This window comes from Actinoplanes palleronii, assembly GCF_016862315.1.
Taxonomy (GTDB): domain Bacteria; phylum Actinomycetota; class Actinomycetes; order Mycobacteriales; family Micromonosporaceae; genus Actinoplanes; species Actinoplanes palleronii.
This window is the reverse complement of sequence record NZ_BOMS01000045.1, coordinates 23,077-45,301: the sequence shown is the minus strand read 5'-3', so window position 1 is coordinate 45,301 and position 22,225 is coordinate 23,077. Positions and strand designations below refer to the sequence as shown.

Below are 22,225 nucleotides of genomic sequence, written 5' to 3'. Positions count from 1 at the left end.
CTAACAATCCGGGTCGCCTGGCGAGAAGCGGATAACGGTCAGCCGCTGGTCTTGAAGCCGCCGTTGCTGTGCAGCAGCTGGCCGGTGATCCAGCCGCCGGCGTCGGACATCAGGAAGCGGACCAGGTCGGTGGTGTCGTCCGCGGTGCCCAGCCGGCCGGCCGGGGTCTGCCGGATCCCGGACTCGCGGATCTCCGGGGTCATCCAGCCGGTGTCGATCGGGCCGGGATTGACCACGTTGGCCCGCACGCCGCGCGCCCCGAGCTCGACCGCCGCGGCCACCACGAGCCGGTCCAGGGCGCCCTTGCTCGCGCCGTACGGCAGGTTGTGCGCGGTGTGGTCGCTGGTCAGCGCGACGATCCGCCCGGTGACCGCGCCGGCCGGGGAGGCGGCCGGAGAGGCGGGCGGCAACTGCTCGGCGAATGCCTTGATCAGCAGCCAGGACGCGCGGGCGTTGACCGCGAAATGCCGGTCCCAGCTCTCCACGGTGGTGTCCAGCACGGAGCTGTCGGTGCTCTCGGCGTGCGACAGCACCAGCCCGCGCAGGTAACCGTGGGCCGCGGCCGCCGCGACCAGCCGGCCCGGCTCGGTGACGCTGGTCAGGTCGGCGGGCAGCAGGTCGACGCGGCGGCCCAGGGCCCGGCACCGCTCGGCGACGTCCTCCGGGTCGTGGCCGCCGCGTTCCAGGCCGATCCGCTCGTCGTAGGGCGACCAGTAGCTCAGCGCCAGGTCCCAGCCGTCTGCGGCCAGGCCGACGGCGAGGGTGGCGCCGATCGAGCGCTGCCGCCCGACCCCGGTGATCAGAACCGTTGCCACCCGCTACCTCCCGGACTGCCCGGCTCTCGGAAACCCGGCAAAAAGATCAGACCGCCGCGGCCGCGTGCCTGCCGGCCGCGCGGCCGCTGAACAGGCAGCCGCCCAGGAACGTGCCCTCCAGGGCGTTGTAGCCGTGCACCCCGCCGCCGCCGAACCCGGCGACCTCGCCGGCGGCGTAGAGCCCCGGCAGGACCTGCCCTTCCGTACCGATGACGCGGGAATCCAGATCAGTCTGGATGCCGCCGAGGGTTTTGCGGGTCAGGATGTGCAGCTTGACGCCGATCAGCGGGCCGGCCGCCGGGTCCAGGATCCGGTGCGGCGTCGACGTACGCCCGATCTTGTCGCCGATGTAGCGCCGCGAGTTGTAGATCCCCTGGATCTGCGCGTCCTTGGTGACCTTGTTGGCCAGCTGCCGGTCGCGCGCCTCGATCTGGCCGCGCACGTGTGCCGGGTCGAGCAGCGGCGAGTCGGTCAGCTTGTTCATCCCGGCGACCAGTTCCTCGAGGGTGGACGCCACCACGAAGTCCGCGCCGTGCTGCTTGAACGCCTCGACCGGGCCGGGCGCGCCCTTGCCCACCAGCCGGTCACGCAGGAACGCCTTGCGATCCTTCGCGGTCAGGTCCGGGTTCTGCTCGGAGCCGGACAGCGCGAACTCCTTCTCGATCATCTTCTGGGTGAGGATGAACCAGGAGTGGTCGTGCTCGGCCAGTTCCGGGGTGGTGCGCAGGTAGCGCAGCGTGCCGAGGGTGTCGTAGCTCGGGTAGTACGGCTGCGGCAGCCGGCGGCCGAGCGCGTCGAACCACATCGGTGACGGCGCGGACAGGATCCGGATGCCGTGCGACGGCCAAATCGGGTCCCAGTTGCGGATGCCCTCGGTGTAGTGCCACATCCGGTCCCGGTTGACCAGGCGCGCGCCGGCCTCCTCGGCGATGCCGAGCATCCGCCCGTCCACGTAGGCGGGCACCCCGGTGATCATCTCCTTCGGGGCGGTGCCGAGCCGGGCCGGCCAGTACTGCCGGACCAGCTCGTGGTTGGCGCCGATGCCGCCGGTCGTGACGATCACGGCCTGCGCGCGTACCTCGAAATCGCGAACCTCCTCGCGGTTGGAGGACACGCCGCGCGCGGCGTCGTCATCGGCCAGAACCCGGCCGCGGACGCCGACCACCACACCGCCTTCGACGATCAGCTCGTCGACCCGATGCCGGTGCCGGAACTCGAGAAGTCCATCACTGAAAGCACGCTGCGCGGACGCCGCGAACGGCTCGACCACGCCGGTGCCGGTGCCCCAGGTGATGTGGAAGCGCGGCACCGAGTTGCCGTGCCCGCCGGCGCGCAGGTCGCCGCGCTCGGCCCAGCCGGCGAACGGCAGCCAGCTCAACCCCATCCCGGCCAGCCAGGACCGCTTCTCGCCGGCGGCGAATTCGACGTACGCCCGGGCCCACTTGACCGCCCAGGAGTCCTCGTCGCCGATCCGGTCGAACCCGGCCGAGCCGCGCCAGTCGCTCCAGGCCAGCTCGACGCTGTCGCGGATCCGGGCCCGGCGTTGCTCGGGGCTGTCGACGAAGAACAGCCCGCCGAACGACCACCAGGCCTGCCCGCCGAGGTTCGCCGCGTTCTCCTGGTCGATCAGGATCACCCGCTTGCCGGCGCTGGTGACCTCATGGGCCGCGGCCAGACCGGCCAGTCCGGCGCCCACCACGATGACGTCCACAGCTACCTCCAACGGTGACCTGCACCACTCCGATACACGAATGTATCCGATACACGAATGTATGCAAAGGCTATGCTCGCCCCATGGTCACCCGCCGCCGAGCCGAGACCCGTGGCCGGCTCCTCGACGCCGCCCTGCGCGTCTTCGCCGCCAAGGGCTGGGGCCAGGTGCGGATCGAGGAGATCTGCGACGCGGCCGGGTACACCCGCGGCGCGTTCTACTCGAACTTCGACAGCCTCGACGAGCTGTTCTTCGCGCTCTACGACGAACGCGCCGACCTGATCGCGACCCAGGTCACCGCGGCGCTGGCCGACCCCGACCCGTCGTTCCACCACGCCGTCGAGCGGGCCGCGTCGACCCTGCTGCTCGACCGCGACTGGCTGCTGATCAAAACGGACTTCCTGCTGCACGCCGCGCGCCACCCGGACGTCGCCGGCCGGCTCGCCGAGCACCGCGCCCGGCTGCGCGAGGCCATCGAGCAGCGGCTGGCCAGCACCCCGCTCGCACTGCCGGCCGCGCTGCCGGACGTCCCGGCCGCGGCCCGCGCCGTGATCGCCGCGTACGACGGCGTGACTGTCCAGTTACTGCTTGACGCCGACGCGCATGCCGCCCGGACCTGGCTCACCCAGCTGCTGAACGCCCTGCTCGTACGGTGAATGTGGCCCTTCTCGCCCCGGCACGCCCTGAAAGGACACTGCCGCGGATCAACGCGACAATGGTGGGGTGCCGCTGCCGACTCCCACCGCCGACCCGGCGCAGACCCGGATCGATCTCGAAAACCTCCGGCCTGACCTGGTCGAACGCTACGACGCAGCGCTGCCGGGAGCCCGCGCGGCCGTGTTGCGCCGGCTGCGGCTGGCTCTGTCCAGAGAGCCACTGCCCGGCGTCGAGCTCGGCGAAGAGATCGCAGGCCCGGACCCGATCGAGTTGACCGCGAAGCTCTGGCCCGGCACCGCGTTCGTCACCGAGGTCGCCAACAGCGTCGCCAACCTCGCCCTGGCCCGTGCGAACGCCGTCGCCCCCACCGTGACCGAGACCGATCTCGGCCGGATCGAGCAGTGGGAGACCGACGGGCACCCGCTGCACCCGTGCTGCCGGACCCGCGCCGGGATGACCGTCGCCGACGTGCTCGCGTACGCCCCGGAGCACCGCCCGGTGATCCGCCTGCGCCGGCTGCGGGTGCCGCCCGAGCGCTGGCACGGCACCGCCCAGCCGGTCCTGTACGCGCACCCGTGGCAGGCCGCCCGGCTGCTGCGCGAGTACCCGTGGCTGACCGACGCCGGCCCGACCCGGCCGATGCGCCCGCTGATGTCGCTGCGCACGGTCGCCCCGGTCAGCGGCGGGCCGCACCTCAAGACCGCGGTCGACGTGCAGATGACCTCGGCGGTGCGCACCGTCTCCCCCGCCGCGGTGCACAACGGCCCGATCCTGTCGGCGTTCCTCACCCGGCTCACCGCGGACCTGCCGATCGACGTCCTCGCCGAGACCGAGGCCGGCGCGGTGATCACCGAGCACGGGCCGGACCGGCGGCTGGCCCACCTGGTCCGGCGCGCGCCCCGGCTGGCACCCGGCGAGCAGGCCGTGCCCCTCGGGGTCTTCGCGTCGACGCTGCTGGGCACGGTCGACGACCCGTACCGATGGCTCGAGGAACTCACCGCGGTCCTGTTCGCGCCGCTGACCACCGTGCTCGGCCGCGGTGTCGCGCTCGAGGCGCACGGGCAGAACACCCTCGTCGTGCTCCGCGACGGTCACCCGGTCCGGACCCTCTACCGCGACCTCGGCGGCGTCCGGGTCGACCGGCGCCTCGGCCTCGACCTGCACGGCGACCTGCCCACCGACGACCCGGACGTGCTGCGCGTCAAGGTCGCGGCGGCCGCGCTCGGCACGGTCGCCACCCAGCTCGTCGACGGGTTCGCCGAGCGGCACGGCGCGGAACCGGACCGGCTGTGGGCGATCGTCGCGGCCGGGTTGCGCGCCGAACCGCGGCTGCTCACCGCACCGCTGCCGATCAAGGCGACCACCGCGATGCGCCTCGCCGCCGACCCGCTCGACGACATCTGGACCCATCAGCCCAACCCGATGGCGGTGCACGCATGACTTCCAGTCTCACCACCGGCCGGCTCGCCGCGGCGGTCGCGCACACCCAGGCCGCCCTGGCCGTGCACGCGCCGCAGCTGGTCGAGGGTTTCCTCGACCGGCTGCCGCAGGCCGCCGACACGGTCGGGCGGCGACTGCGCGGTGCCCTGGCCCGCGAGGGGCTCTCCGACGACCGGGCCGGCGGGACCCGGCACGCCTTCCACCGGGTCGAGTTCGCCCGCTCCGGGGTCGCCGACCCGGTGGAGCTGCTGGCCGGGATCGACGCGCCGGCGTTCGCGGCCGAGCTGCGCAACGCGGTGATCAACCTGGCGATCGCGCTGGCCCGGCCCGGCCCGGTGCCCGGCGGGGACGCCGATCAGGCCGCGATCGCCGGGGAGCGGCTGGCCATTTCCGGTCACAACCTGCATCCGTGCGGGCGGACCCGGCTGGGCTGGGACACCGGCGACGTCCTGGAGCACGACCTGGAGTCCGGGGGCACGCAGATCCGGTTCGTGGCGGTACGCGACGCCGCCCACCTCGGCGATGATCTTGCGGCGTTCATCGATGTGCCGGTAACGCCCGCCGGTTACCGCGCGCAACCTCTGCATGCCTGGCAGCACGACATGGTCACCCAGCGCTACGCACACCTCTTCGCCGACGGAACCCTGCGTCACCTGGACGGGCATCTGGACGCGATCCCCACCGCCGCGCTGCGCACCCTGCTGCTGCCCGCGGCCGCCGACGGCACCCGGCACTACCTCAAGGTCGCCCTGGACATCCAGGTCACCTCGACCCGGCGCAGCATCAGCGTGGCCAGCACCCGCAACGGCCCGGCGGTCTCCACGCTGCTGCACCGCCTCGCCGCCGACGAGCCGTCGCTGCTGCTGATGGCCGAGACCGCGGGCGCCGCCGTGCCCGCCGGGTCCGGGCGCGACTTCTCCGCGATCCTGCGCGAGGGGCTGACCGGGCGGCTCGCACCCGGTGAGGAGGCGATCCCGGGCAGCGCCCTGCCGTACCGGCTGCCGGAGCTGCTGAGCCGGCACGGCGGTGACCCGGCCGCCTGGCTGCACGACTACAGCCGGTTGATCCTGCCGCCGTTACTGCGCCTGGCCGTCCAGGGTGTCGCCCTCGAAGCGCACCTGCAGAACTGCCTGCCCACCTTCGTCGACGGCCGGCCCCACCGCCTCGCGCTGCGCGACTTCGCCGGCCTGCGCCTGCACCTGCCCCGGCTGGCCGCCGCCGGACACCACGTCGACCTGTGGCCAGGATCGGTCGTCGGCACCGACGATCCGGCGGTGATGCGCGCCAAGCTCGGCTACACCGCGTTCCAGGCCCACCTCGGCGAGATCGTCCTGCACCTGCCCCTCGATGAATCCGCGGCGTGGCGGATCGTCCGGGACGTCGTCGACGAGACCTACGCGACCCTGACGTCGCCCGCCGCCGCCGAGGACCACGCCGCGTTCACCGCACCGGCCGTTCCGCACAAAGCCCTGGTCCGGATGCGGCTGGCCGGCGACGGCGACATCTACCTCCCGGTGGAGAATCCCCTGCATGGCTGAGGTCCCCGCGCCCGTCGCCGCCGCGTTGCGCGCACTGCCGACGCCGGCGTGCGCCTACGTCTACGACACGACCGCGCTGCGCACGAGAGCCGCCACGCTGCGGGCCGCCCTCCCCCCGAGAACCACGATGGTGTACGCAGTGAAAGCCAACGGCCACCCCGCCGTCGTCCAGGCTCTCGCCGACGCGTGCGACGGCCTCGAGGTCGCCTCCGGTGGCGAACTGGCCCTCGCCGTCACCGCCGGCGCCCGCCGGATCGTCTTCGGCGGCCCCGCCAAGACCGACACCGAGCTGGCCGCCGCGGTCCGGGCCGGCGCCCTGATCAACGTGGAGAGCCTGTTCGAGGCGCACCGGCTCGCCGCCCTCGGCCTGCGCGCCGGCATCTGCCTGCGGGTCAACCGCGCCAGCGTCGGCGTCACCGGCAGCCACGCGATGACCGGCACACCCACCCCGTTCGGTATCGACGAGTCCCAGCTCGGCGACGTCCTCGCCGCCCTGCCGGCCGGCCTCACCGTGCTCGGCTTCCACCTGCACGCGGTCTCCAACAATCTCGACGGCGCCGCCCACGCCGCGTTCCTCACCGACGCGATCAGTTGGTCGATCAAAACCAGTCTCCGGTACGGCGTGCCGCTGCGGATCGTCAACGCCGGCGGCGGGCTCGGCGTCGACTACCTGTCGGACGCGTCGATGGACGTGGCACCGCTCGCCGCCGTGACCGTCCCGGACGGCGTCGAACTGATCGTCGAGCCGGGCCGCTACCTGGCCGCCGACGCCGGGCACTACGCCGCCGAGGTGATCGACCTCAAGACCACGCACGGACGCACGTTCGCGGTGCTGCGCGGCGGCACCCACCACTTCCGGCTGCCCGCCGCGTGGGGCTACAGCCACCCGTTCACCGTCCTGCCGGTCGACACGTGGGACCGCCCGTACCCGCGCCCGCAGGTCACCGGCACTCCGGTCGACGCGGTCGGCGAGCTGTGCACCCCGCGCGACGTGCTCACCCGCGGCCGGCACGTGGACCGGCTGCGCGTCGGCGACCTGCTGGTGTTCGCCCGCACCGGCGCGTACGGCTGGGACATCTCGCACCACGACTTCCTCCGCCACGAGCCACCCGCGTTCGTCATCCTGTGACCGGACGTGTAGTTTGCCGCTAGACCGTGACACGGCCCGAGGAGGTGAGACCCATGACTGTTGCAGCGAAGTGGGTGCTCCCCCTGCCGTCACGGGCGGGCGACTGACGTAGGCGTCGCCGGGAGTGCCCCATACTCCCGAGAGGTTTCACCATGTTTGACGTGATCATTGCCGGCTGCGGGCCGACCGGTGCGATGCTGGCCGCCGAGTTGCGGCTGCACGACGTACGCGTACTCGTCCTGGAGAAGGACACCGAGCCCACGTCGATCGTCCGCATCGTCGGTCTGCACATCCGCACCCTCGAGCTGATGGCCATGCGCGGCCTGCTCGACCGCCTCCGCGACCGCGGGCGGCAGCGGCCGGCAGGCAGCTACTTCGCCGCCATCGACAAACCCGCACCGGCCGGCCTGGACTCCGCGCACGCCTACCTGCTGGGCATCCCGCAGCCGGTCGTCGTCCAGCAGCTCGAGCAGCACGCGATCGACCGGGGCGCGCAGGTCCGGCGCGGCGTGGCGGTGACCGGTGTCGAGCAGGACGACGACGGGGTGACCGTCGAACTGGCCGACGGGGAGCGGCTGCGGGCGCGCTATCTGGTCGGCTGCGACGGCGCCCGCAGCACGGTGCGCAAACTGCTCGGGGTCGGCTTCCCCGGCGAGCCGTCCCGCAACGCCACGCTGATGGGCGAGATGGCGGTGGGGGTGCCACCCGAGGAGGTGGCCACCGTCGTGCGCGAGATCCACCGGACCGACAAGCGGTTCAGCGTGCAACCCTTCGGCCCCGGCGCCTACCGCATCGTCGTCCCCGACGCGCCCTTCCCTGAGCCGGCTTCCCCCGAGCCTGCTTTCCCCGACCGCGCGGGAGCCGGTCATCAACCGGAAGCCGACGGCCGCGCGGAAGCCGGTCATCGCGCCGCGCCGCCCACTCTCGATGATTTTCGGCGGCAGCTGCTGGCCGTCGCCGGCACGGATTTCGGGGTGCACTCGCCGCGCTGGATGTCCCGGTTCGGCGACGCCACCCGGCTGGCCGAGAACTACCGGGTCGGGCGGGTCCTGCTGGCCGGCGACGCCGCGCACATCCACCCGCCGATCGGCGGCCAGGGCCTCAACCTCGGCATCCAGGACGCCGTCAACCTCGGCTGGAAACTGGCCGCGCAGGTCCACGGCTGGGCCCCGGACACCCTCCTGGACAGCTACCACGCCGAACGCCACCCGGTCGCCGCCGACGTGCTGGACAACACCCGCGCCCAGGCCGAGCTGCTCTCGGCCGGCCCGGGCCCGCAGGCGGTGCGCCGGCTGCTCATCGAGCTGATGGACTTCGACGAGGTGAACCGGCGCCTGCTCGAGAAGATCACCGCGATCGGGATCCGCTACGACTTCGGCCCGGGCCCGGATCTACTCGGCCGCCGCCTGCCCGACCTGGAAATCAAAACCGGTCATCTGTACGACCAGCTGCACGACGGCCGCGCCCTGCTGCTGGACCGCACCGAGCACCTGACCGTCGGCGGCTGGGCGGACCGGGTCGACCAGCTCGGCGATCCGGCCGCGGCCCTGGACGCTCCGGCCCTCCTGCTACGCCCGGACGGCCACGTGGCTTGGATCGGCGACGACCAGCACGACCTCGACACCCACCTGACCCGCTGGTTCGGCCGGCCCACCGACTGACCCCACCCGGGCGACCGCCACCCGCGTCCGTTCTCAGTACAGGGCGGACCGGGTGGTCGGGGTCAGGCGCAGCCGCTCGGTGCGGGTCACCGCGAACCGGGCGGGCACGTCGATCTCGCGGCCGTCGCGGGTCAGCCAGACGAACGCGTGCTCGCCCTCGCGGACCGGCAAGGCCGGGAAGTCGTTCTCCGCATACTCCGTGGACAGCACCGCCACCGCCCCGGAATCCTGGCCGGCGAACCACTGGGCGAACGTGTCGTCGAACGGCCGATCGGCGTACCAGATGGTCGCCGTCACCACCGCGGCCTCGCGCCGACCGTCGCCGTCGCGGGGTGACACCGGCGGCGGCACGGTCGCGCGCAGCAGCAGGACGTCGTCGGAGTCGAGCATGGTGGCGTTCGCCGCCGGGCCGTGCTGCTTCCAGACCGGGCCGCCGTAGAACTCCCGCAGCCCGCGCGAGCGCGCCGCCATGTCGGGGAAGCCGCGGAACCAGACGAACATGTCGGGCCGGTCCAGGTCGCGGAACTGGCCCAGCACGGCCATCCCGAGCGCCTCCTGCGACGCGATGAACTCCCGGTCGAACAGCTCGATCAGCTCGTCGCGGCGGCCCGGGCGCAGCGTGTACCGCCGCAGCTCGACGATCACTTGAGGATCCGGTCGAGCATGTCGGCGATGGTGCGCCGGGACAGCGCGGTGCCGAACGCGGACGACGCCTCGTCGTACACATCGGTCAGGACCGGCTGGATGCCGTTGCCGACCGGGCACTCCTTGTTCGGCTCCGAGCGGTGCAGGGCCAGCAGCGGTTCCGCCGCGACGGCCATCCACACGTCGTACATGGTGATCTCCTCGGCCGGGCGGGCCAGCGAGAAACCGGCCCGGGTGCCGCGCCGGGCGGTGACCAGGCCGGCGCGTTTCAGGTCGCCGAGACTGCGCCGCAGGATCACCGGGTTCGTATTGACACTCGCGGCCACCTCGTCGGAGGTCAGCGAGCCCTGCCCGCGCCGCCGGGCCAGCTCCAGCCAGGCCAGCGCGTGCGCCGCGATCGTCACTCTGCTGTTCGATGCCATCGTAACCATTCCTATTACAACCCGCCGCGCTTCGCAACCCGAACATGAACGTGAACCGGCGAGCATACGGAAGGCAAGCGACCACAAGGCACTAGCCTGCCCGGATGAGTTTCGGGACCTACGCGCGCCGGGTGCGCGACCCCGCGCTCCCGTACGGGCGACGGGTCTCCGCCCTCGCGGGCTGCGTGCAGCACTACCAACCGGTCGGCTTCAAGGCGACGTTCGTCCATCTGGAACAGGTGGCCGGGCCGTTCCGCCACGACGAGGCGGCGCTGCTGCGGGCCGTCGACCTGCTCTCGGCCAGCCGGGAGCGGTGGCTGGCCGAGGTCCGCGCCTATGCGACCCGGCGCAGCACGGCGAAACGCCTCGGTCACCGCACGCCGTCCGCCTCCGGGCGCTTCCCGATGAAACCCGCCCATTGGTACGGCGACAGCCGCGCCGCGGCACTGACCGCCCTCGGCTACCTGCTCCGGCTGCGGGCGAAGGGCCGGCCCATTCGGGGTGCGGACGCCGACCCCGAGGTGGTGCGGCTGGCGGCCACCTGCCTGGCTGGCGGCGGGCACCTCGACGCCGCCGGGCGGCAGGAGCAGCGGCGCCTCCAGCTCCGGTTCGCCGGCCCGGGCGCTGAAATCGGCTCCCGCTGGGTCCTGCGCCTGATCGCCGAGGCGAGCCGGCCGGGGCCCGCCGGCTGACCGGAGCCGTCACCGACCGGTGTTCAGGCGGGCCGCCTGGCGGGTCAGGTGATCACGTTCGGCCGCGTTCGGGGCCTTGCGGGCCGCCTCCGCGTAGAGCCGCGCCGCCGTGGCCGGGTCGCCGTCGCGCTCGTGGAGGTACGCCGCCACCGCCGCGTAGCGGGGCACCGTGTCGTCCAGGGTGGCCAGCACCGCCAGACCGGCCCGGGCGCCGTCCGCCTCGCCGACCGCCACCGCGCGGTTCAGTCGTACCACCGGGCTGTCGGTCAGGAGCACCAGCGCGTCGTACCATTCGACGATCTGGACCCAATCGGTCTGTTCGGCGGTCGGCGCGTCGGCGTGCAGTGCCGCGACAGCGGCCTGCGCCTGGAACTGACCCAGCCGGTCCCGGGACAGCGCGATCTGCAGGATCCCCACCCCCTCGGCGATCGCCGCGGTGTCCCAGCGGGTCCGGTCCTGCTCGGCGAGCGGCACCAGGCTGCCGTCCGGCGCGGTCCGTGACGCCCGGCGGGCGTGGTGCAGCAGCATCAGGGCCAGCAGCCCGGCCACCTCCGGATGGTCGATCGCCGCCGCCAGCTGCCGGGTCAGCCGGATCGCCTCGGCCACCAGGTCGACGTCACCGGAATAGCCCTCGTTGAACACCAGGTAGAGCACACGCAGCACGGTGCCGACGTCGCCGGGCTGGTCGAACCGGACCCCCGCGACCGTCCGCTTGGCCCGGCTGATCCGCTGCGCCATCGTCGCCTCCGGCACCAGGTACGCCTGGGCGATCTGCCGCGTGGTCAGCCCGCCGACCGCCCGCAGCGTGAGCGCCACCGCCGACGACGGGGTCAGCGACGGGTGCGCGCACAGGAAGTACAGGTGCAGCGTGTCGTCCAGCCCGGACACCGGCGGTGGCGCCGGCTCGTCGTCGACCAGGTCCTCGCGCCGGCGGCGGGCCGCGTCGGCCCGGGTCGCGTCCAGGAACCGGCGCCAGGCGACCGCGACCAGCCAGCCCTTCGGGTCCCGCGGCGGGTCGGCCGGCCAGGTGCGGACCGCCTCGACCAGCGCGTCCTGGACGGCGTCCTCGGCCGCCGCGAAGTCGGCTCCGCGGCGGACGAGAACACCGAGCACGCCCGGGGTGAGGCTCCGGAGCAGCGCGTCATCCATGGTCAGCAGGTCACTCCGTGATCGTCGGCGGGTGAGCCAGGAACGGCCGCAGCTCGATCCACTCGTGGATCGGCTCGCCACCGGCGCCGGGCGCGGCCGACAGCTCCCCGGTCAGCGCGACCGCCCGCTCGTAACTGTCCACGTCGATGATCATCCAGCCGGCGATCAGGTCCTTGGTCTCAGCGAACGGCCCGTCGGTGATCGGCGGGCGGCCCTCACCGTCGTACCGGACCCACTCACCCTCCGGCGCCAGGGCCTGCCCGTCGACGAACTCGCCGGTCTCCTCGAGCCGCGCCGCGAAGTCGTTCATGTACTGGATGTGCGCGGTGACCTCCTCCGGCGTCCACTTGTCCATCGGCACGTCGTTGCACGGAGCCGGGCCGCCACGGTAGTGCTTGAGCAGCAGATACTTCGCCATGATGATTCTCCTCGGTTCCGGTGCGACCCATTGTCGTCACCTTCGCCACGGGGACGGAGCCGCCCGCCCGTTCTCGACATCATCGCCAGAACTTTTTTCGGTACGTTTGGATCATGACGGTGCCGATCGATCTCGTGCGGGACGGGTGGGTCGCCGAGGAGCTCGAACACGGGTCGGCGAACGAGACCACCGGCGGCGTGTGGCGGGTCCGCCGCGACGACCGGACCGCGATCCTCAAGATCGCTACACCCCGGCGCGCGGGGGCCGCGGCACACATGGCCGCGAGCGCGGATCCAGGTCACTTCAACTACTGGAGGCGAGAGCCTTCAGCGTACGAGGCAGGAGTCCCGGCCACCCTGTTCGCCGAGGGCGGCCTCTCCGCGCCGGAGTGCCTGTCGACGCACGACCGCGCGGACGGCTCGGTCGCGATGTGGCTCGAGGACGTCGCGGGCACACCCGGCTCGACGTGGGGACCGGCCGAGATGGGCGACCTCGCGTACAAAATCGGTCTTGCCCAAGCCGGATGGACCACCCGCCCGCACCTGGAAGCGGCCTGGCTGCCCCGGGATTTCCTGGCCGACGCGACCCTGGCCCAGCCGGTGCCGGACCACCTCGACTGGGATCACCCGGTGGTGACCGCGGCCTGGTCACCGCGGTTGCGGACCGGATTACGGCGGCTGTGGGAGCGGCGCTTCGAGGTGCTCGCGGCGGCCCGGGCACTGCCGCAGACCATGTGCCACCACGACCTGTGGGCGATGAACCTGATCGACGCCGACCGCGGGCCGGTGCTGCTGGACTGGACGTTCGTCGGCCCGGGCGCGATCGGCGGCGACGCCGCGAACATGGCGCTGGACGCGTTCTTCGACGGCCTGCTCGACGTGAAACTGCTGGACGAGGTCCTGGAGACGGTCACCTCGGCGTATGTGCGGGGCATGCGCGGCGCGGTGGCTCCCGACGTGGTGCGCCGGGCGATCCGGGTGACGGGCGCGGCGCGGTTCTTCTGGTTCGCGCCCCGGATGGTGGCCGCGGCGGGCACGGCGGCGGGCACCAACGGGTACAGCTACGACGGCCGGGACATGGCGGAACGGTTCGCCGGGCGCGCCCCGATCTTCGAGGTGGTCGCGGAGTGGGCCGAGAGCGCGTAACGCAGCGCCTGCGGGGATCGCGACGGCGGGTCTGTCTCATCAGGTAGCCGGAGCTCCCGGCAGGCGGACCGGCCCTGGCGGTGAGGGGCAGTGCGCGGCTCATGTCCCCACGCTGTTCCACCCAGCGGGGCGGCCACCGCACGCGGCTGGCGCTGAGGGTCGTGTCAAGGCCGCTGACACAGCGGCCAGCACCAGCCCCACGAGCCCGGCTGGCGGTCAGGGGTGCCTCCGACGCCGTTTGACACCCTCCAGGACCAGCCCGCCGCGCCCAGCTGGCGGCGAGGGGTGTCCTCCGGCGCGATTGGCACCTCCCAGGACCAGCCGGCCGCGCCCGCCTGGCGGTGAGGGGTGCCTCCGGACGGTTGACCCCCCACCCCCCAGGGCCAGCCCGCCGCGCCCGGCTGGCCGTCAGGGGTGCCTCCGGCACGTTTTTGCACATCTCAGGACCAGCCGGCCGCGCCCAGCTGGCGGTCAGGGGTGCCTCCGACGCCGTTTGACACCCCCCAGGACCAGCCGGCCGCTTGTGCTTGCCGAATTCCTGTGACTGCGGGGTGAGGGTCGGCGAGCGGCTCGGGTCGGGCCGGCTGTGGGTGGTTTGGCGGTCCGGGTGAGGTGAAGTGGCGGGCCAGCGATGCCGGGCCGGGCTGGAAGGTGCCGGGCTGGGCTGGACGGCCGGGACCAAAGCGTCGCTCTGCGGCAGCGGGCGAGGGTTTCGGGGCGGGTAAGGGGTGAGAAGAGGGCGGTGCGGGTCCGCAATGGCCGATCGCGGGCGATTGCAGCCCTCAGGGGGGCGGTCCGCGCACGCGTCGCGGCACCGCGGACTGCTACCGCCCTTGCGGTGGCGACAACGCGCACCGCAAGGCCCCTCGGCCGGAGAGCACGCGGGTACGCAGGTGACCGTTGGAGCCCGGGAGCCCGGGAGCCCGGGAGCCCGGGAGCCCGGGAGCCCGGAAGCGCGGAAGCGCGGAAGCGCGGGTGACCCCTGGTGCGCGGAAGCGCGGGTGACCGCTGGTGCGCGGAAGCGCGGGTGACCGCTGGTGCGCGGGAGCGCGGGTGGCCGCTGGTGCGGAACCTGCTGGTCAGCGCATGGCGCGGGGGAAGGTTTCGATGCTGGTGCGGAAGACGGCGGTCGGGGGTGCCGGGTTGAGCAGCAGGGTGAAATCCGGGAGGGCTCCTGGCAGCGGGGCGCCCTCCCGGTCCTGGTGGCCGGGTTCGGCGGTCCAGTCGAGCAGGAAGATGCACACCTGCCAGCGGCCGGGTGGCAGTGGCACGCGCAGGGCCGGTCCGGGCTTGGCGCCGGCGTGTTCGATGCCGCTGAGCAGGGCGCCGTCCGTCGCGACGAACAGGTACGGCTCCGAGGCGACGACCAGGTAGGCCCGCTCCCGTACGGTCAGAGCCGCCGGAAGGCCCGCGGACCCGATGCGAACCAGGAACTGGAACTCGCCGTCGCTGTGAATGTTGATCGGGACGAACGCGCCGGACCGGATGTGCCGGTCGATGTCCTGGTCCTCCAGCAGCTCCGCCTCCCACGTCCCGTAGTCGACCACCCCGCGAAACGCCGGCGGCGACCACAGCCCGAACATCCCCGCGCCGCTCGCGACCGCCTCCGAGAACTCCACGAACTCCCCCTGCCACGGGCACACCGCTGACGTGCGTGATCAGCATGGGCGAGCCTACCCACGCCCGTCTGCCGGTCAGCCAGGTCCTTCCCCTCGCGGACGCGGTCCACCGAGCACGACCCGCGGACGCGGTCCACCGAGCACGACCCGCGGACGCGGTCCACCGAGCACGACCCGGCCTGCGGGCACCGAGCCCGGCGGCGCTGCACCGGGCCGGGATCGTCGATCAGCCCCGGCGAAAGTCGGCGTGGCTGCGACCGCAACCCCTCGAGCGTCCTAGGACTCTAGGAGCCCGGGGTGTCCGCTAAGGTGGCGGTCCCTGCCTGAATCGGACACGGAGGATCACCGGTGATCAAAGCGACCGAGCTTGACGCGTTCACGATGGCGACGCTGGACCCGGATGCCGGGCTGGACGACCTGGAACCGCTGCGGCAGCTCCTCGGGGACGCGCAGGTGGTCGGGATCGGCGAGTCGGCACACAACGTCCGCGAATACCAGCAGGTCAGGAACCGGATGACCCGGTTCCTCGTGGAGCGGATGGGATTCTCCGCGGTGGCCCTGGAGTCCGGCTTCAGCGAGGGCCTGACCGTCGGCCGGTGGGTGCGGGGCGAGGAGCCCGGCGACGTCGCGGAGATCGCCGAGCGGGGCCTGACCTACGGATTCGGTCACACCGCCGAGACCCGGCGCTGGCTCGGCTGGCTGCGGGACCAGCACCGGCGCGGCGGGGACGTGCGCTTCGCCGGGCTGGACCTGCCGGCCCAGCTCGGCTCGCTGCTGCCGGCGGTGGACGGGGTCGCCGGTTATCTCACCGCAGTCGATCCGGAGGCGGGTCAGATCATCGATCAGATTCGGACGTACGCCGGGAAGTGGGCGAGCCCGCACACCATGCCGGCGTTCCGGGCCTACGCGGCGGCGCCGGCCACCGACCGTGACGCGCTGACCGTCCTGCTGGCCGAGCTGGCCGCCCGGGTCGACGTCCTGCGCCCGCAGTACGCCCGGCACGGCGGCGCGGCCGGGCACACCGGGCCCGACCGGCACGGCGGTGGCGCCGACGGGTACGCCACCGCGCGCCACGAGCTGCGCCTGGCGGTGCTGCTCGACCAGATGCTGCGCGCCCAGTTGCACGCCGTGCGCGGTTCCGGCATCCACACCGCGGTGAACGTGCGGGACGCGGCGATGGCGGAGACCGCCCGGCACCTGCTCCGCGACGGCCGCAAGCTGGTGATCTCGGCGGCCAACACCCACCTGCAGCGGATACCGATCCTGCTCGGTGGCACCGCCGAGGTCCCGGTCATGGGCAGTCACCTGGCCGCGGAGCTGGCCGACGCGTACGTCTGCATTGCTCTGACCTGCACCGGCGGACGGACCCCGACCCGGCGGGCGGCGCCCGGCACCGAGACCGGCGTCGAGGTCCTCACCGTCGACCTGACCGCACCGGTCCCGGGCAGCGTCGAGGCGTTCCTCACGGCGCCGGGCGCGCCCCGGGTCACCGACCTGCGGCCATTGCGGGGCGCCGGCGGCCCGCAGCGCTACCGCAACCTGGACGGCTACCTGGACCTGCCGGTCGCGGACGCGTTCGACCTGGTCACCGTCCTGCCCGAACTCACCTGACCGCGGCGGTCAGGCCTCGCTGAGCTGGTGGATCCGGGCGACCCGGGCGATCTTGCGCTGGAGCGGGCGGAGGATCTGGATGGTCTCCTCGTCGCTCAGGCCGGTGGCGATCGACCAGTCGATGCCCGAGCCGAACACGTCGCTGGCGAAGACGATCTCGGCGGAGATCAGTGCCCGGCGCCAGTCGCGGCGGCTGAGCGGCTCGCCGGCGCGGATCAGGGGGCGCATCCTGCTTCCCTCGGCGAGCAGGTCGGCGACGCCACCGAAGCCCATCGCGACGGCGAGTGCCTCGGTGCAGTGCGCCGGGCCGGCCCATTCGTGCAGAGCCCGGGAGAGCACCTGTCGTTCCTCTTCGGTCAGTTCGATCGTCACGAGCTCATCGGCTGTCACGCGACGATTGTGGCAAAGGCGGACGGCGGGCGGCTACCGGCGGAGTCAGCCGATAGCGTGTCGGGATGCGGATCCTGCACCTGTCGGACACGCACGTCACCGCGGCCGCCGGGGTGAACCGGGACGGGATCGACGCCCGGGAGGCGCTGCGCGGGATGCTGCTCGACTGCGCCGAGGTCCCCGGCCTCGACGTGGTCCTGGTGACCGGGGACGTCGCCGACGACGGGTCGGTGACGGCGTACCGGGACGTGCTGGCGATGGTCGGCGGGTTCGCGCGGGAGCGGCGGGTGCCGGTGGTCTTCACGACCGGGAACCACGACGAGCGGGGTGCGTTCACCGAGGTGCTGGGCAGCGGCCACCTGGGCGCGGACGGCCGGGACGGCGCGGTGGAGTGGCTGCGCTCGGCCGGCGGGGAGCGCGCTGCCGTGACGGTCGTCGGCGGGTACCGGATCATCACGTTGGACTCGCTGGTGCCGGGCGAGCCGTACGGGTGGATCAGCCCCGTGCAACGGGACTGGCTACGTGGGGTGCTGGCGCGCACGCCGTACCGAAGCATTCTCGCCTTCCACCACCCACCTCTCGCCGTCCCGGGGGTGCTGGCGCAGGAGGCCATGGGCCTCCGCGACGGTGACGACCTCGCCGCGGTGATCGCCGGGACCGACGTCGGCTTGATCCTTTGCGGACACTTTCACTCGCAGGTGTCCGGGTTCCTGGCCGGCGTGCCGGTGTGGGTGACGCCGGGTGTGGTCAACCGGATCGACCTGACCGCCGCGCCGGACACCGTGCGCGCGGTCCGCGGCGCGTCGGCGAGCCTGGTCGACCTCGGCGGGCCGCACTCCCCCGTGCTGCACACCCTGCACGCCCGGGATCCACGGGCCGGGCAGCCCGCGTACGACGTCGGCGCGGATCGGATCGCTGAGTTGTCGATCCGGTACGGCCGCCGTTCGTCGTAGGTTCAGTGGCCCGGCTCCGGGCCGGAGGCGAGAGGGACGACACGATGGCGAAGTTCATGCTCCTGATCCACGGCGACGAGGCGCGCTGGGACGCGATGACCCCGGCGGAGTGGGCCGCGCACGGCGCCGCCCACCAGGCCTTCAACGACGCCGCCGGCGCGCGCGTGCTCGGCGGCGAGCAGCTCGAGGCGTCCTCGACGGCGACCACCGTCCGATCGGGATCGGACACTCAGCTGATCACCGACGGGCCGTTCCTGGAGACCAAGGAGGTGCTCGGCGGTTTCTACCTGATCGAGGCCGCTGACCTCGACGAGGTGCTCAAGCTGGTCGATCTGCTGCCCGAGGTGCACGCGTCGCACAGCGGTGTGGAGATCCGCCCGGTCGTGACCCGCGGATGACCGGGGAGGCCGGCGCGGCGGTGGCGGCCGCGCACCGCCGCGACTGGGCCCGGGTGCTGGCCGCCACCGCGCGACTGACCCGGGACCTGGGGCTGGCCGAGGAGTGCACCCAGGACGCGTACGCCCAGGCCCTCGAGGTCTGGGCGCGCTCCGGTGTCCCGGAGCGGCCCGGCGCCTGGCTCACCCGGGTGGCCCGCAACCGGGCCCTCGACGTGCTGCGCCGTGAGTCGGCGCTGCGCCGGCGGTTGCCGCTGCTGGTCGCGGACGAGGTGGCGCCCGGGCCGGACGAGGTCACCGACGACCGGCTCCGGCTGATCTTCACCTGCTGCCATCCGGCGCTGGCCCGCGAGACCCAGGTGGCGCTCACCCTGCGGCTGGTCTGCGGGCTGTCGACGGCCGAGGTGGCCCGGGCGTTCCTGGTGCCGGAGCCGACCATGGCGGCGCGGATCACCCGGGCCAAACGCAAGATCGCCACGGCGCGGATCCCGTACCGGGTGCCGGGGCCGGACCAACTCGGCGAGCGGGTCGGCGCGGTGCTCCCGGTGGTGCATCTGATCTTCACGACCGGGCACACCGCGGCGGCCGGCGATGACCTGATCCGGACCGACCTGACCGGCTGCGCGATCGGCCTGGCCCGGCTGCTGCACCTGCTGATGCCGGCCGACGCCGAGGTCGGCGCGCTGCTCGCGCTGCTCCTGCTGATCGACGCGCGATCCGCGAGCCGGGTCGGCGCGGACGGGCGGATGCTGCTGCTCGCTGACCAGGACCGGTCACGGTGGGATGCGGGCAAGATCGCCGAGGGAACCGGTCTGCTCACCGACGCGCTGCGGAGGAGGCCGCCGACACGGTACGCGGTGGAAGCGGCCATCGCCGCGGTGCACGCCGAGGCGCCCCGCTGGGAGCAGACGGACTGGGGTGAGATCGTCGCGCTCTACGGGGTGCTCGACCGGCTGTGGCCGGGCTCGCCGGTGGTACGGCTGAACCGCGCGGCGGCGATCGGCCTGCGCGACGGGCCGGCCGCGGGGCTGACCGCGCTGGACCCGCTGCTCGGTGACCCGGCGCTGGCGACGTACGCGTACCTGAGCGCGGCCCGCGCCGACTTCCTGCGCCGGCTGGAGCGGTGGACCGAGGCGGCGTCGGCGTACGAGGAAGCCCTGACCCTGACCGGCAACCACCGGGAGCGGACGTTCCTGCTGGACCGGCTGGCCGAGGTGCGCGGCCGGGCCTAGGCGACGGCCGCGAGCTGCCCGAATGCGCGGATGGGACCAACGGAGACCGGCCCGGACGGAGACCGGCTGCCGGGCGCGGCCGGCCGGACCGTTCTGGCCCGGTGACGAACGACCTGCCCGGCCCCTGGCTGCGGGTCGGCCAGGCGGGGCCGGCGCGGCGCGGCGGGGCCCGGCGCGGCCAGGCGCGGCCAGGCGCGGCCAGGCGCGGCCAGGCGCGGCCAGGCGCGGCCAGGCGCGGCCAGGCCAGTCACACGGAGCACGGCCCGCGCGGGCCCGGCCGGTCGCATGGGCACCCCCGCTGGTCAGGCGTAGGCGACGGTCCAGTTCTCGCCGTCGGCTGTGCCGCTGCACGGGTTGAAGCCGTGCTCCTCGGTGACACACACCCGGAACGTGAGCCGGCGGCCCTCGCCGAAATCGTGACCGAAACTGACACTCGCGTCGGCCGTGGCCGGGCCCTGATGCCTGCCGGTCTGCACCGTGCCGTCCACGCGGACGTAGCGGAACTCCAGATAGGCCCGGCCGCCGTCGGCGGACCGCTTCGTCACCGTGAACGTGTCACCGGCGGCGTCGAAGCGCGCTTCGGCGAGCAGCCGGCTGTCCCGGTCGTAGATCCGTGCGTCGTACACCTGGGCGGTCGGTGCGAACCCGATCGTCGTCGCCATCAGGGCGAGCGGAACCATGCTGTGCATTGTTACCTCCGCGGGACGGGCCGACACGACACGGCGATGCCGCAGTGTCGTCCCAAACCGGAGGTATGGTGATCAATTACCCCGGCGCTGAGCAGGCGAAACCATCTCGGCTATCCGGGCCGCGACCACGTAGGGCGAGTGCGCCGGCAGGTCGTGCGACGCGCCCGGCACGATCTCCACCCGGGCGGCGGGCAGGACACGCCGCAGCCGCTCGGCGACCGCCTCGGGACGGTAGAGCGCGCTGTGCTCCCCCATCATGATCAGCGTCGGCACGGTGAGCGCCGCGAGATCCGCGTCGGTCAGCGCGTCCGGCATCGGCTGACGGCGGCGGAACTTCATGATCAGGGGCAGGAACACCATCAGGGCGTCGTCACGGAGCACCGCGTTGCGTACGAGATGGGAAAGCCGCCGCCTCAGCGGGCCGGGAGTGAGACCGGCGACCGCACCGCCCACCAACCAGATCCAGAACCGCGCGCCGAGGCGGCCGAGACCGCCCGGATCGAGCAGGGTCAGGCTCGCCGCGCGCCCCGGGAAGGCCAGCTCGTGGCGCAGCAGTGCCCAGCCGCCATAGGACATGCCGACCAGGTGGGCGCGCTCGACGCCGAGCCCGGCCAGGGTCTCCTCGAGCGCGGCCGCCACGTCGCCGGCGTCGCGGATCGGCCGGGTCTGCGTCGCGCCGCCGGGCTCGCCGATCGGGTCGAGCGCGATCACCGGATGCCGGTCGGCGAGCGCCTCGACATAGCGATACCAGGTCAGCGCGTTGCCACCCGAGCCGGGCAGGAGCACGATCGGCACCCCCTCGGCCGGGCCGAGACGATAGGCGACCGCCTCGCCATAACTGGTGGCGACCGGGATGGGCACGGCCGGCTCCGGCCAGAGGTCGGCGAACCCCTGCCGATAGGCCGCGGCGAAGCGACGCTCGGCCTCGTCGGTGGTGAAGGCGCTGATGCCGTCAACGTTCTTCATGGTGCAAGTGTATCAACAAAACTGCTGCGGTACGCATCGTGCAGCAGCGCCAGGCTCTCGGCGGTGCCGATCTGCTCGCGGAGCTCGGGCACCCGGCGGTAGTTGCGGATCGTGAAGGCCATCAGGGTCGGGTCGATGTGCAGCGACGAGACCGGCAGCTTGATCCGGCCGACCTGCAGCGCCCTGGTCCGCAGCCGGGTCCACCACGTCGGCTGGTCCGCGGTCAGCTCGTCCCAGCCGACCCGGTCCCGCCGGAACAGGTCCTGCCGGACGATGCCGTCCCGGTCCAGCGCCACCCACGGCCGGCCGGTCGCCACGGAGACCGCGAGCGCGGTGAACAGCAGCGCGGCGCCGATCAGGCTGACCACGGCCAGCGGGTCGAACCCGGCGAACTGCCGGTAGCTCTCGCCCGCCACCCGTTCGGTGTCCAGGACCAGGGGCGCCCAGAGCGCGACGCCGATCAGCGTCAGCCCGGCCGGCCGCGGCGCGAGCCCGGCGACGATCCGGCGTCCGGCCGGGTCGAGCACCCAGGTCGCGGGCGCCACCCGGTCCCGGCGGGTCAGCAGGAGGTAGGCGGCCAGCGGCAGCCCGACGCTGAGCCCGAACGCCAGCAGCTCCAGCAGAATCCCGGCCGGAAACGGATCGACCAGCAGGGTGAAGTCGGTCAGGTGGGCGGCCACCCGCAGCAGCAGACCCACGATCGCGAACGGGATGGCCCAGAGCGCAGCAGCACGAGCAGACACCCCCGCAGCCTATCGACCACGATCAAACCCGGACAGCAACGCCGTCCCCACTCCAGCTGGCCCGCACGGCAGCCTCAACCCCGCCGACACCACCGCCGGCACCAGCCGCGGATCCCCGGCTGGCCGTCAGGGGTGCCTCCGCACGCCGGAGACACCGCTGGCAGCCAGCTCACGGCAGTCGGCTGGTTGTCAGGGGTGTCTCGAG

General features: G+C 73.2%; 22 protein-coding genes. 11 read left to right on the top strand and 11 right to left on the bottom strand.

Features of this window, described 5'->3' with window-relative positions; genetic code table 11:
• Window positions 1-38: 38 nt before the first annotated feature.
• Window positions 39-815: an SDR family oxidoreductase gene (locus tag Apa02nite_RS16355; RefSeq protein WP_203825706.1), complete on the bottom strand. Its 777-nt coding sequence runs from the start codon at window positions 813-815 to the stop codon at window positions 39-41.
• 46 nt (window positions 816-861) lie between these two features.
• Window positions 862-2,526: an FAD-binding dehydrogenase gene (locus Apa02nite_RS16350; protein WP_239164351.1), complete on the bottom strand. Its 1,665-nt coding sequence runs from the start codon at window positions 2,524-2,526 to the stop codon at window positions 862-864.
• 83 nt (window positions 2,527-2,609) lie between these two features.
• Here Apa02nite_RS16350 and Apa02nite_RS16345 point away from each other — a divergent pair, with 83 nt between their 5' ends.
• From Apa02nite_RS16345 to Apa02nite_RS16325, 5 genes are all read left to right on the top strand, one after another.
• Window positions 2,610-3,182, top strand: coding sequence for a TetR/AcrR family transcriptional regulator (locus Apa02nite_RS16345; protein WP_203825704.1), 573 nt, complete (start codon window positions 2,610-2,612; stop codon window positions 3,180-3,182).
• A 67-nt stretch (window positions 3,183-3,249) separates the two neighbouring features.
• Window positions 3,250-4,623, top strand: coding sequence for an IucA/IucC family protein (locus Apa02nite_RS16340; RefSeq protein WP_239164350.1), 1,374 nt, complete (start codon window positions 3,250-3,252; stop codon window positions 4,621-4,623).
• Window positions 4,620-6,161, top strand: a complete 1,542-nt coding sequence (locus Apa02nite_RS16335; protein ID WP_203825703.1) for an IucA/IucC family protein — start codon at window positions 4,620-4,622, stop codon at window positions 6,159-6,161. Before Apa02nite_RS16340 ends, Apa02nite_RS16335 begins: the two co-directional genes overlap by 4 nt.
• Window positions 6,154-7,290: an alanine racemase gene (locus Apa02nite_RS16330; RefSeq protein ID WP_203825702.1), complete on the top strand. Its 1,137-nt coding sequence runs from the start codon at window positions 6,154-6,156 to the stop codon at window positions 7,288-7,290. Before Apa02nite_RS16335 ends, Apa02nite_RS16330 begins: the two co-directional genes overlap by 8 nt.
• 152 nt (window positions 7,291-7,442) lie before the next feature.
• Window positions 7,443-8,951 carry an FAD-dependent monooxygenase gene (locus tag Apa02nite_RS16325; protein WP_203825701.1) on the top strand — a complete coding sequence of 503 codons (1,509 nt, stop codon included), beginning with the start codon at window positions 7,443-7,445 and terminating at the stop codon, window positions 8,949-8,951.
• Window positions 8,952-8,984: 33 nt separating this feature from the next.
• On the opposite strand, the gene Apa02nite_RS16320 is transcribed toward Apa02nite_RS16325, so the two are convergent.
• Both Apa02nite_RS16320 and Apa02nite_RS16315 read right to left on the bottom strand, forming a co-directional pair.
• Complete coding sequence (locus tag Apa02nite_RS16320; protein WP_203825700.1) at window positions 8,985-9,596, bottom strand: NIPSNAP family protein; 612 nt, start codon at window positions 9,594-9,596, stop codon at window positions 8,985-8,987.
• Window positions 9,593-10,018 carry an Rrf2 family transcriptional regulator gene (locus Apa02nite_RS16315; RefSeq protein WP_067695088.1) on the bottom strand — a complete coding sequence of 142 codons (426 nt, stop codon included), beginning with the start codon at window positions 10,016-10,018 and terminating at the stop codon, window positions 9,593-9,595. Before Apa02nite_RS16315 ends, Apa02nite_RS16320 begins: the two co-directional genes overlap by 4 nt.
• 104 nt (window positions 10,019-10,122) lie before the next feature.
• Between Apa02nite_RS16315 and Apa02nite_RS16310 the strand changes: the two genes are divergently transcribed.
• Window positions 10,123-10,710, top strand: coding sequence for a hypothetical protein (locus Apa02nite_RS16310; protein ID WP_203825699.1), 588 nt, complete (start codon window positions 10,123-10,125; stop codon window positions 10,708-10,710).
• A gap of 9 nt (window positions 10,711-10,719) precedes the next feature.
• Here the strand turns inward: Apa02nite_RS16310 and Apa02nite_RS16305 are convergent, their stop codons facing one another.
• Window positions 10,720-11,859, bottom strand: coding sequence for an RNA polymerase sigma factor (locus Apa02nite_RS16305; RefSeq protein WP_203825698.1), 1,140 nt, complete (start codon window positions 11,857-11,859; stop codon window positions 10,720-10,722).
• 10 nt (window positions 11,860-11,869) lie between these two features.
• The gene (locus Apa02nite_RS16300; protein WP_203825697.1) at window positions 11,870-12,277 is read right to left on the bottom strand and encodes a YciI family protein; all 408 of its coding nucleotides are present in this window, start codon (window positions 12,275-12,277) and stop codon (window positions 11,870-11,872) included.
• 113 nt (window positions 12,278-12,390) lie between these two features.
• Between Apa02nite_RS16300 and Apa02nite_RS16295 the strand changes: the two genes are divergently transcribed.
• The gene (locus tag Apa02nite_RS16295; protein WP_203825696.1) at window positions 12,391-13,422 is read left to right on the top strand and encodes an aminoglycoside phosphotransferase/kinase family protein; all 1,032 of its coding nucleotides are present in this window, start codon (window positions 12,391-12,393) and stop codon (window positions 13,420-13,422) included.
• Window positions 13,423-14,501: 1,079 nt separating this feature from the next.
• On the opposite strand, the gene Apa02nite_RS16290 is transcribed toward Apa02nite_RS16295, so the two are convergent.
• Window positions 14,502-15,041, bottom strand: a complete 540-nt coding sequence (locus Apa02nite_RS16290) for a hypothetical protein (RefSeq protein ID WP_203825695.1) — start codon at window positions 15,039-15,041, stop codon at window positions 14,502-14,504.
• Between the two features lie 348 nt (window positions 15,042-15,389).
• Here Apa02nite_RS16290 and Apa02nite_RS16285 point away from each other — a divergent pair, with 348 nt between their 5' ends.
• Window positions 15,390-16,652, top strand: coding sequence for an erythromycin esterase family protein (locus Apa02nite_RS16285; RefSeq protein WP_203825694.1), 1,263 nt, complete (start codon window positions 15,390-15,392; stop codon window positions 16,650-16,652).
• Between the two features lie 9 nt (window positions 16,653-16,661).
• Here the strand turns inward: Apa02nite_RS16285 and Apa02nite_RS16280 are convergent, their stop codons facing one another.
• Window positions 16,662-17,042: a hypothetical protein gene (locus Apa02nite_RS16280; protein ID WP_198170979.1), complete on the bottom strand. Its 381-nt coding sequence runs from the start codon at window positions 17,040-17,042 to the stop codon at window positions 16,662-16,664.
• Between the two features lie 65 nt (window positions 17,043-17,107).
• Between Apa02nite_RS16280 and Apa02nite_RS16275 the strand changes: the two genes are divergently transcribed.
• Genes Apa02nite_RS16275 through Apa02nite_RS16265 form a run of 3 tightly spaced genes read left to right on the top strand, consistent with a single transcriptional unit; the run spans window position 17,108 to window position 19,622 of the window.
• A complete protein-coding gene (locus Apa02nite_RS16275) occupies window positions 17,108-17,995 on the top strand; it encodes a metallophosphoesterase (protein WP_203825693.1) in 888 nt (295 codons plus the stop codon).
• Window positions 17,996-18,039: 44 nt separating this feature from the next.
• Window positions 18,040-18,393 carry a YciI family protein gene (locus Apa02nite_RS16270; protein WP_203825692.1) on the top strand — a complete coding sequence of 118 codons (354 nt, stop codon included), beginning with the start codon at window positions 18,040-18,042 and terminating at the stop codon, window positions 18,391-18,393.
• A complete protein-coding gene (locus tag Apa02nite_RS16265; protein WP_203825691.1) occupies window positions 18,390-19,622 on the top strand; it encodes an RNA polymerase sigma factor in 1,233 nt (410 codons plus the stop codon). Before Apa02nite_RS16270 ends, Apa02nite_RS16265 begins: the two co-directional genes overlap by 4 nt.
• Before the next feature lie 302 nt (window positions 19,623-19,924).
• Here the strand turns inward: Apa02nite_RS16265 and Apa02nite_RS16260 are convergent, their stop codons facing one another.
• The 3 genes from Apa02nite_RS16260 to Apa02nite_RS16250 form a co-directional block, all read right to left on the bottom strand.
• Entirely contained in the window at window positions 19,925-20,302 is a 378-nt protein-coding gene (locus Apa02nite_RS16260) for a hypothetical protein (RefSeq protein WP_203825690.1), read from the bottom strand.
• 81 nt (window positions 20,303-20,383) lie between these two features.
• On the bottom strand, window positions 20,384-21,277 hold the full coding sequence (locus Apa02nite_RS16255; protein ID WP_203825689.1) for an alpha/beta fold hydrolase: 894 nt from the start codon (window positions 21,275-21,277) through the stop codon (window positions 20,384-20,386).
• Window positions 21,274-22,020 carry a hypothetical protein gene (locus Apa02nite_RS16250; RefSeq protein WP_203825688.1) on the bottom strand — a complete coding sequence of 249 codons (747 nt, stop codon included), beginning with the start codon at window positions 22,018-22,020 and terminating at the stop codon, window positions 21,274-21,276. Before Apa02nite_RS16250 ends, Apa02nite_RS16255 begins: the two co-directional genes overlap by 4 nt.
• Between the last annotated feature and the right edge of the window lie 205 nt (window positions 22,021-22,225).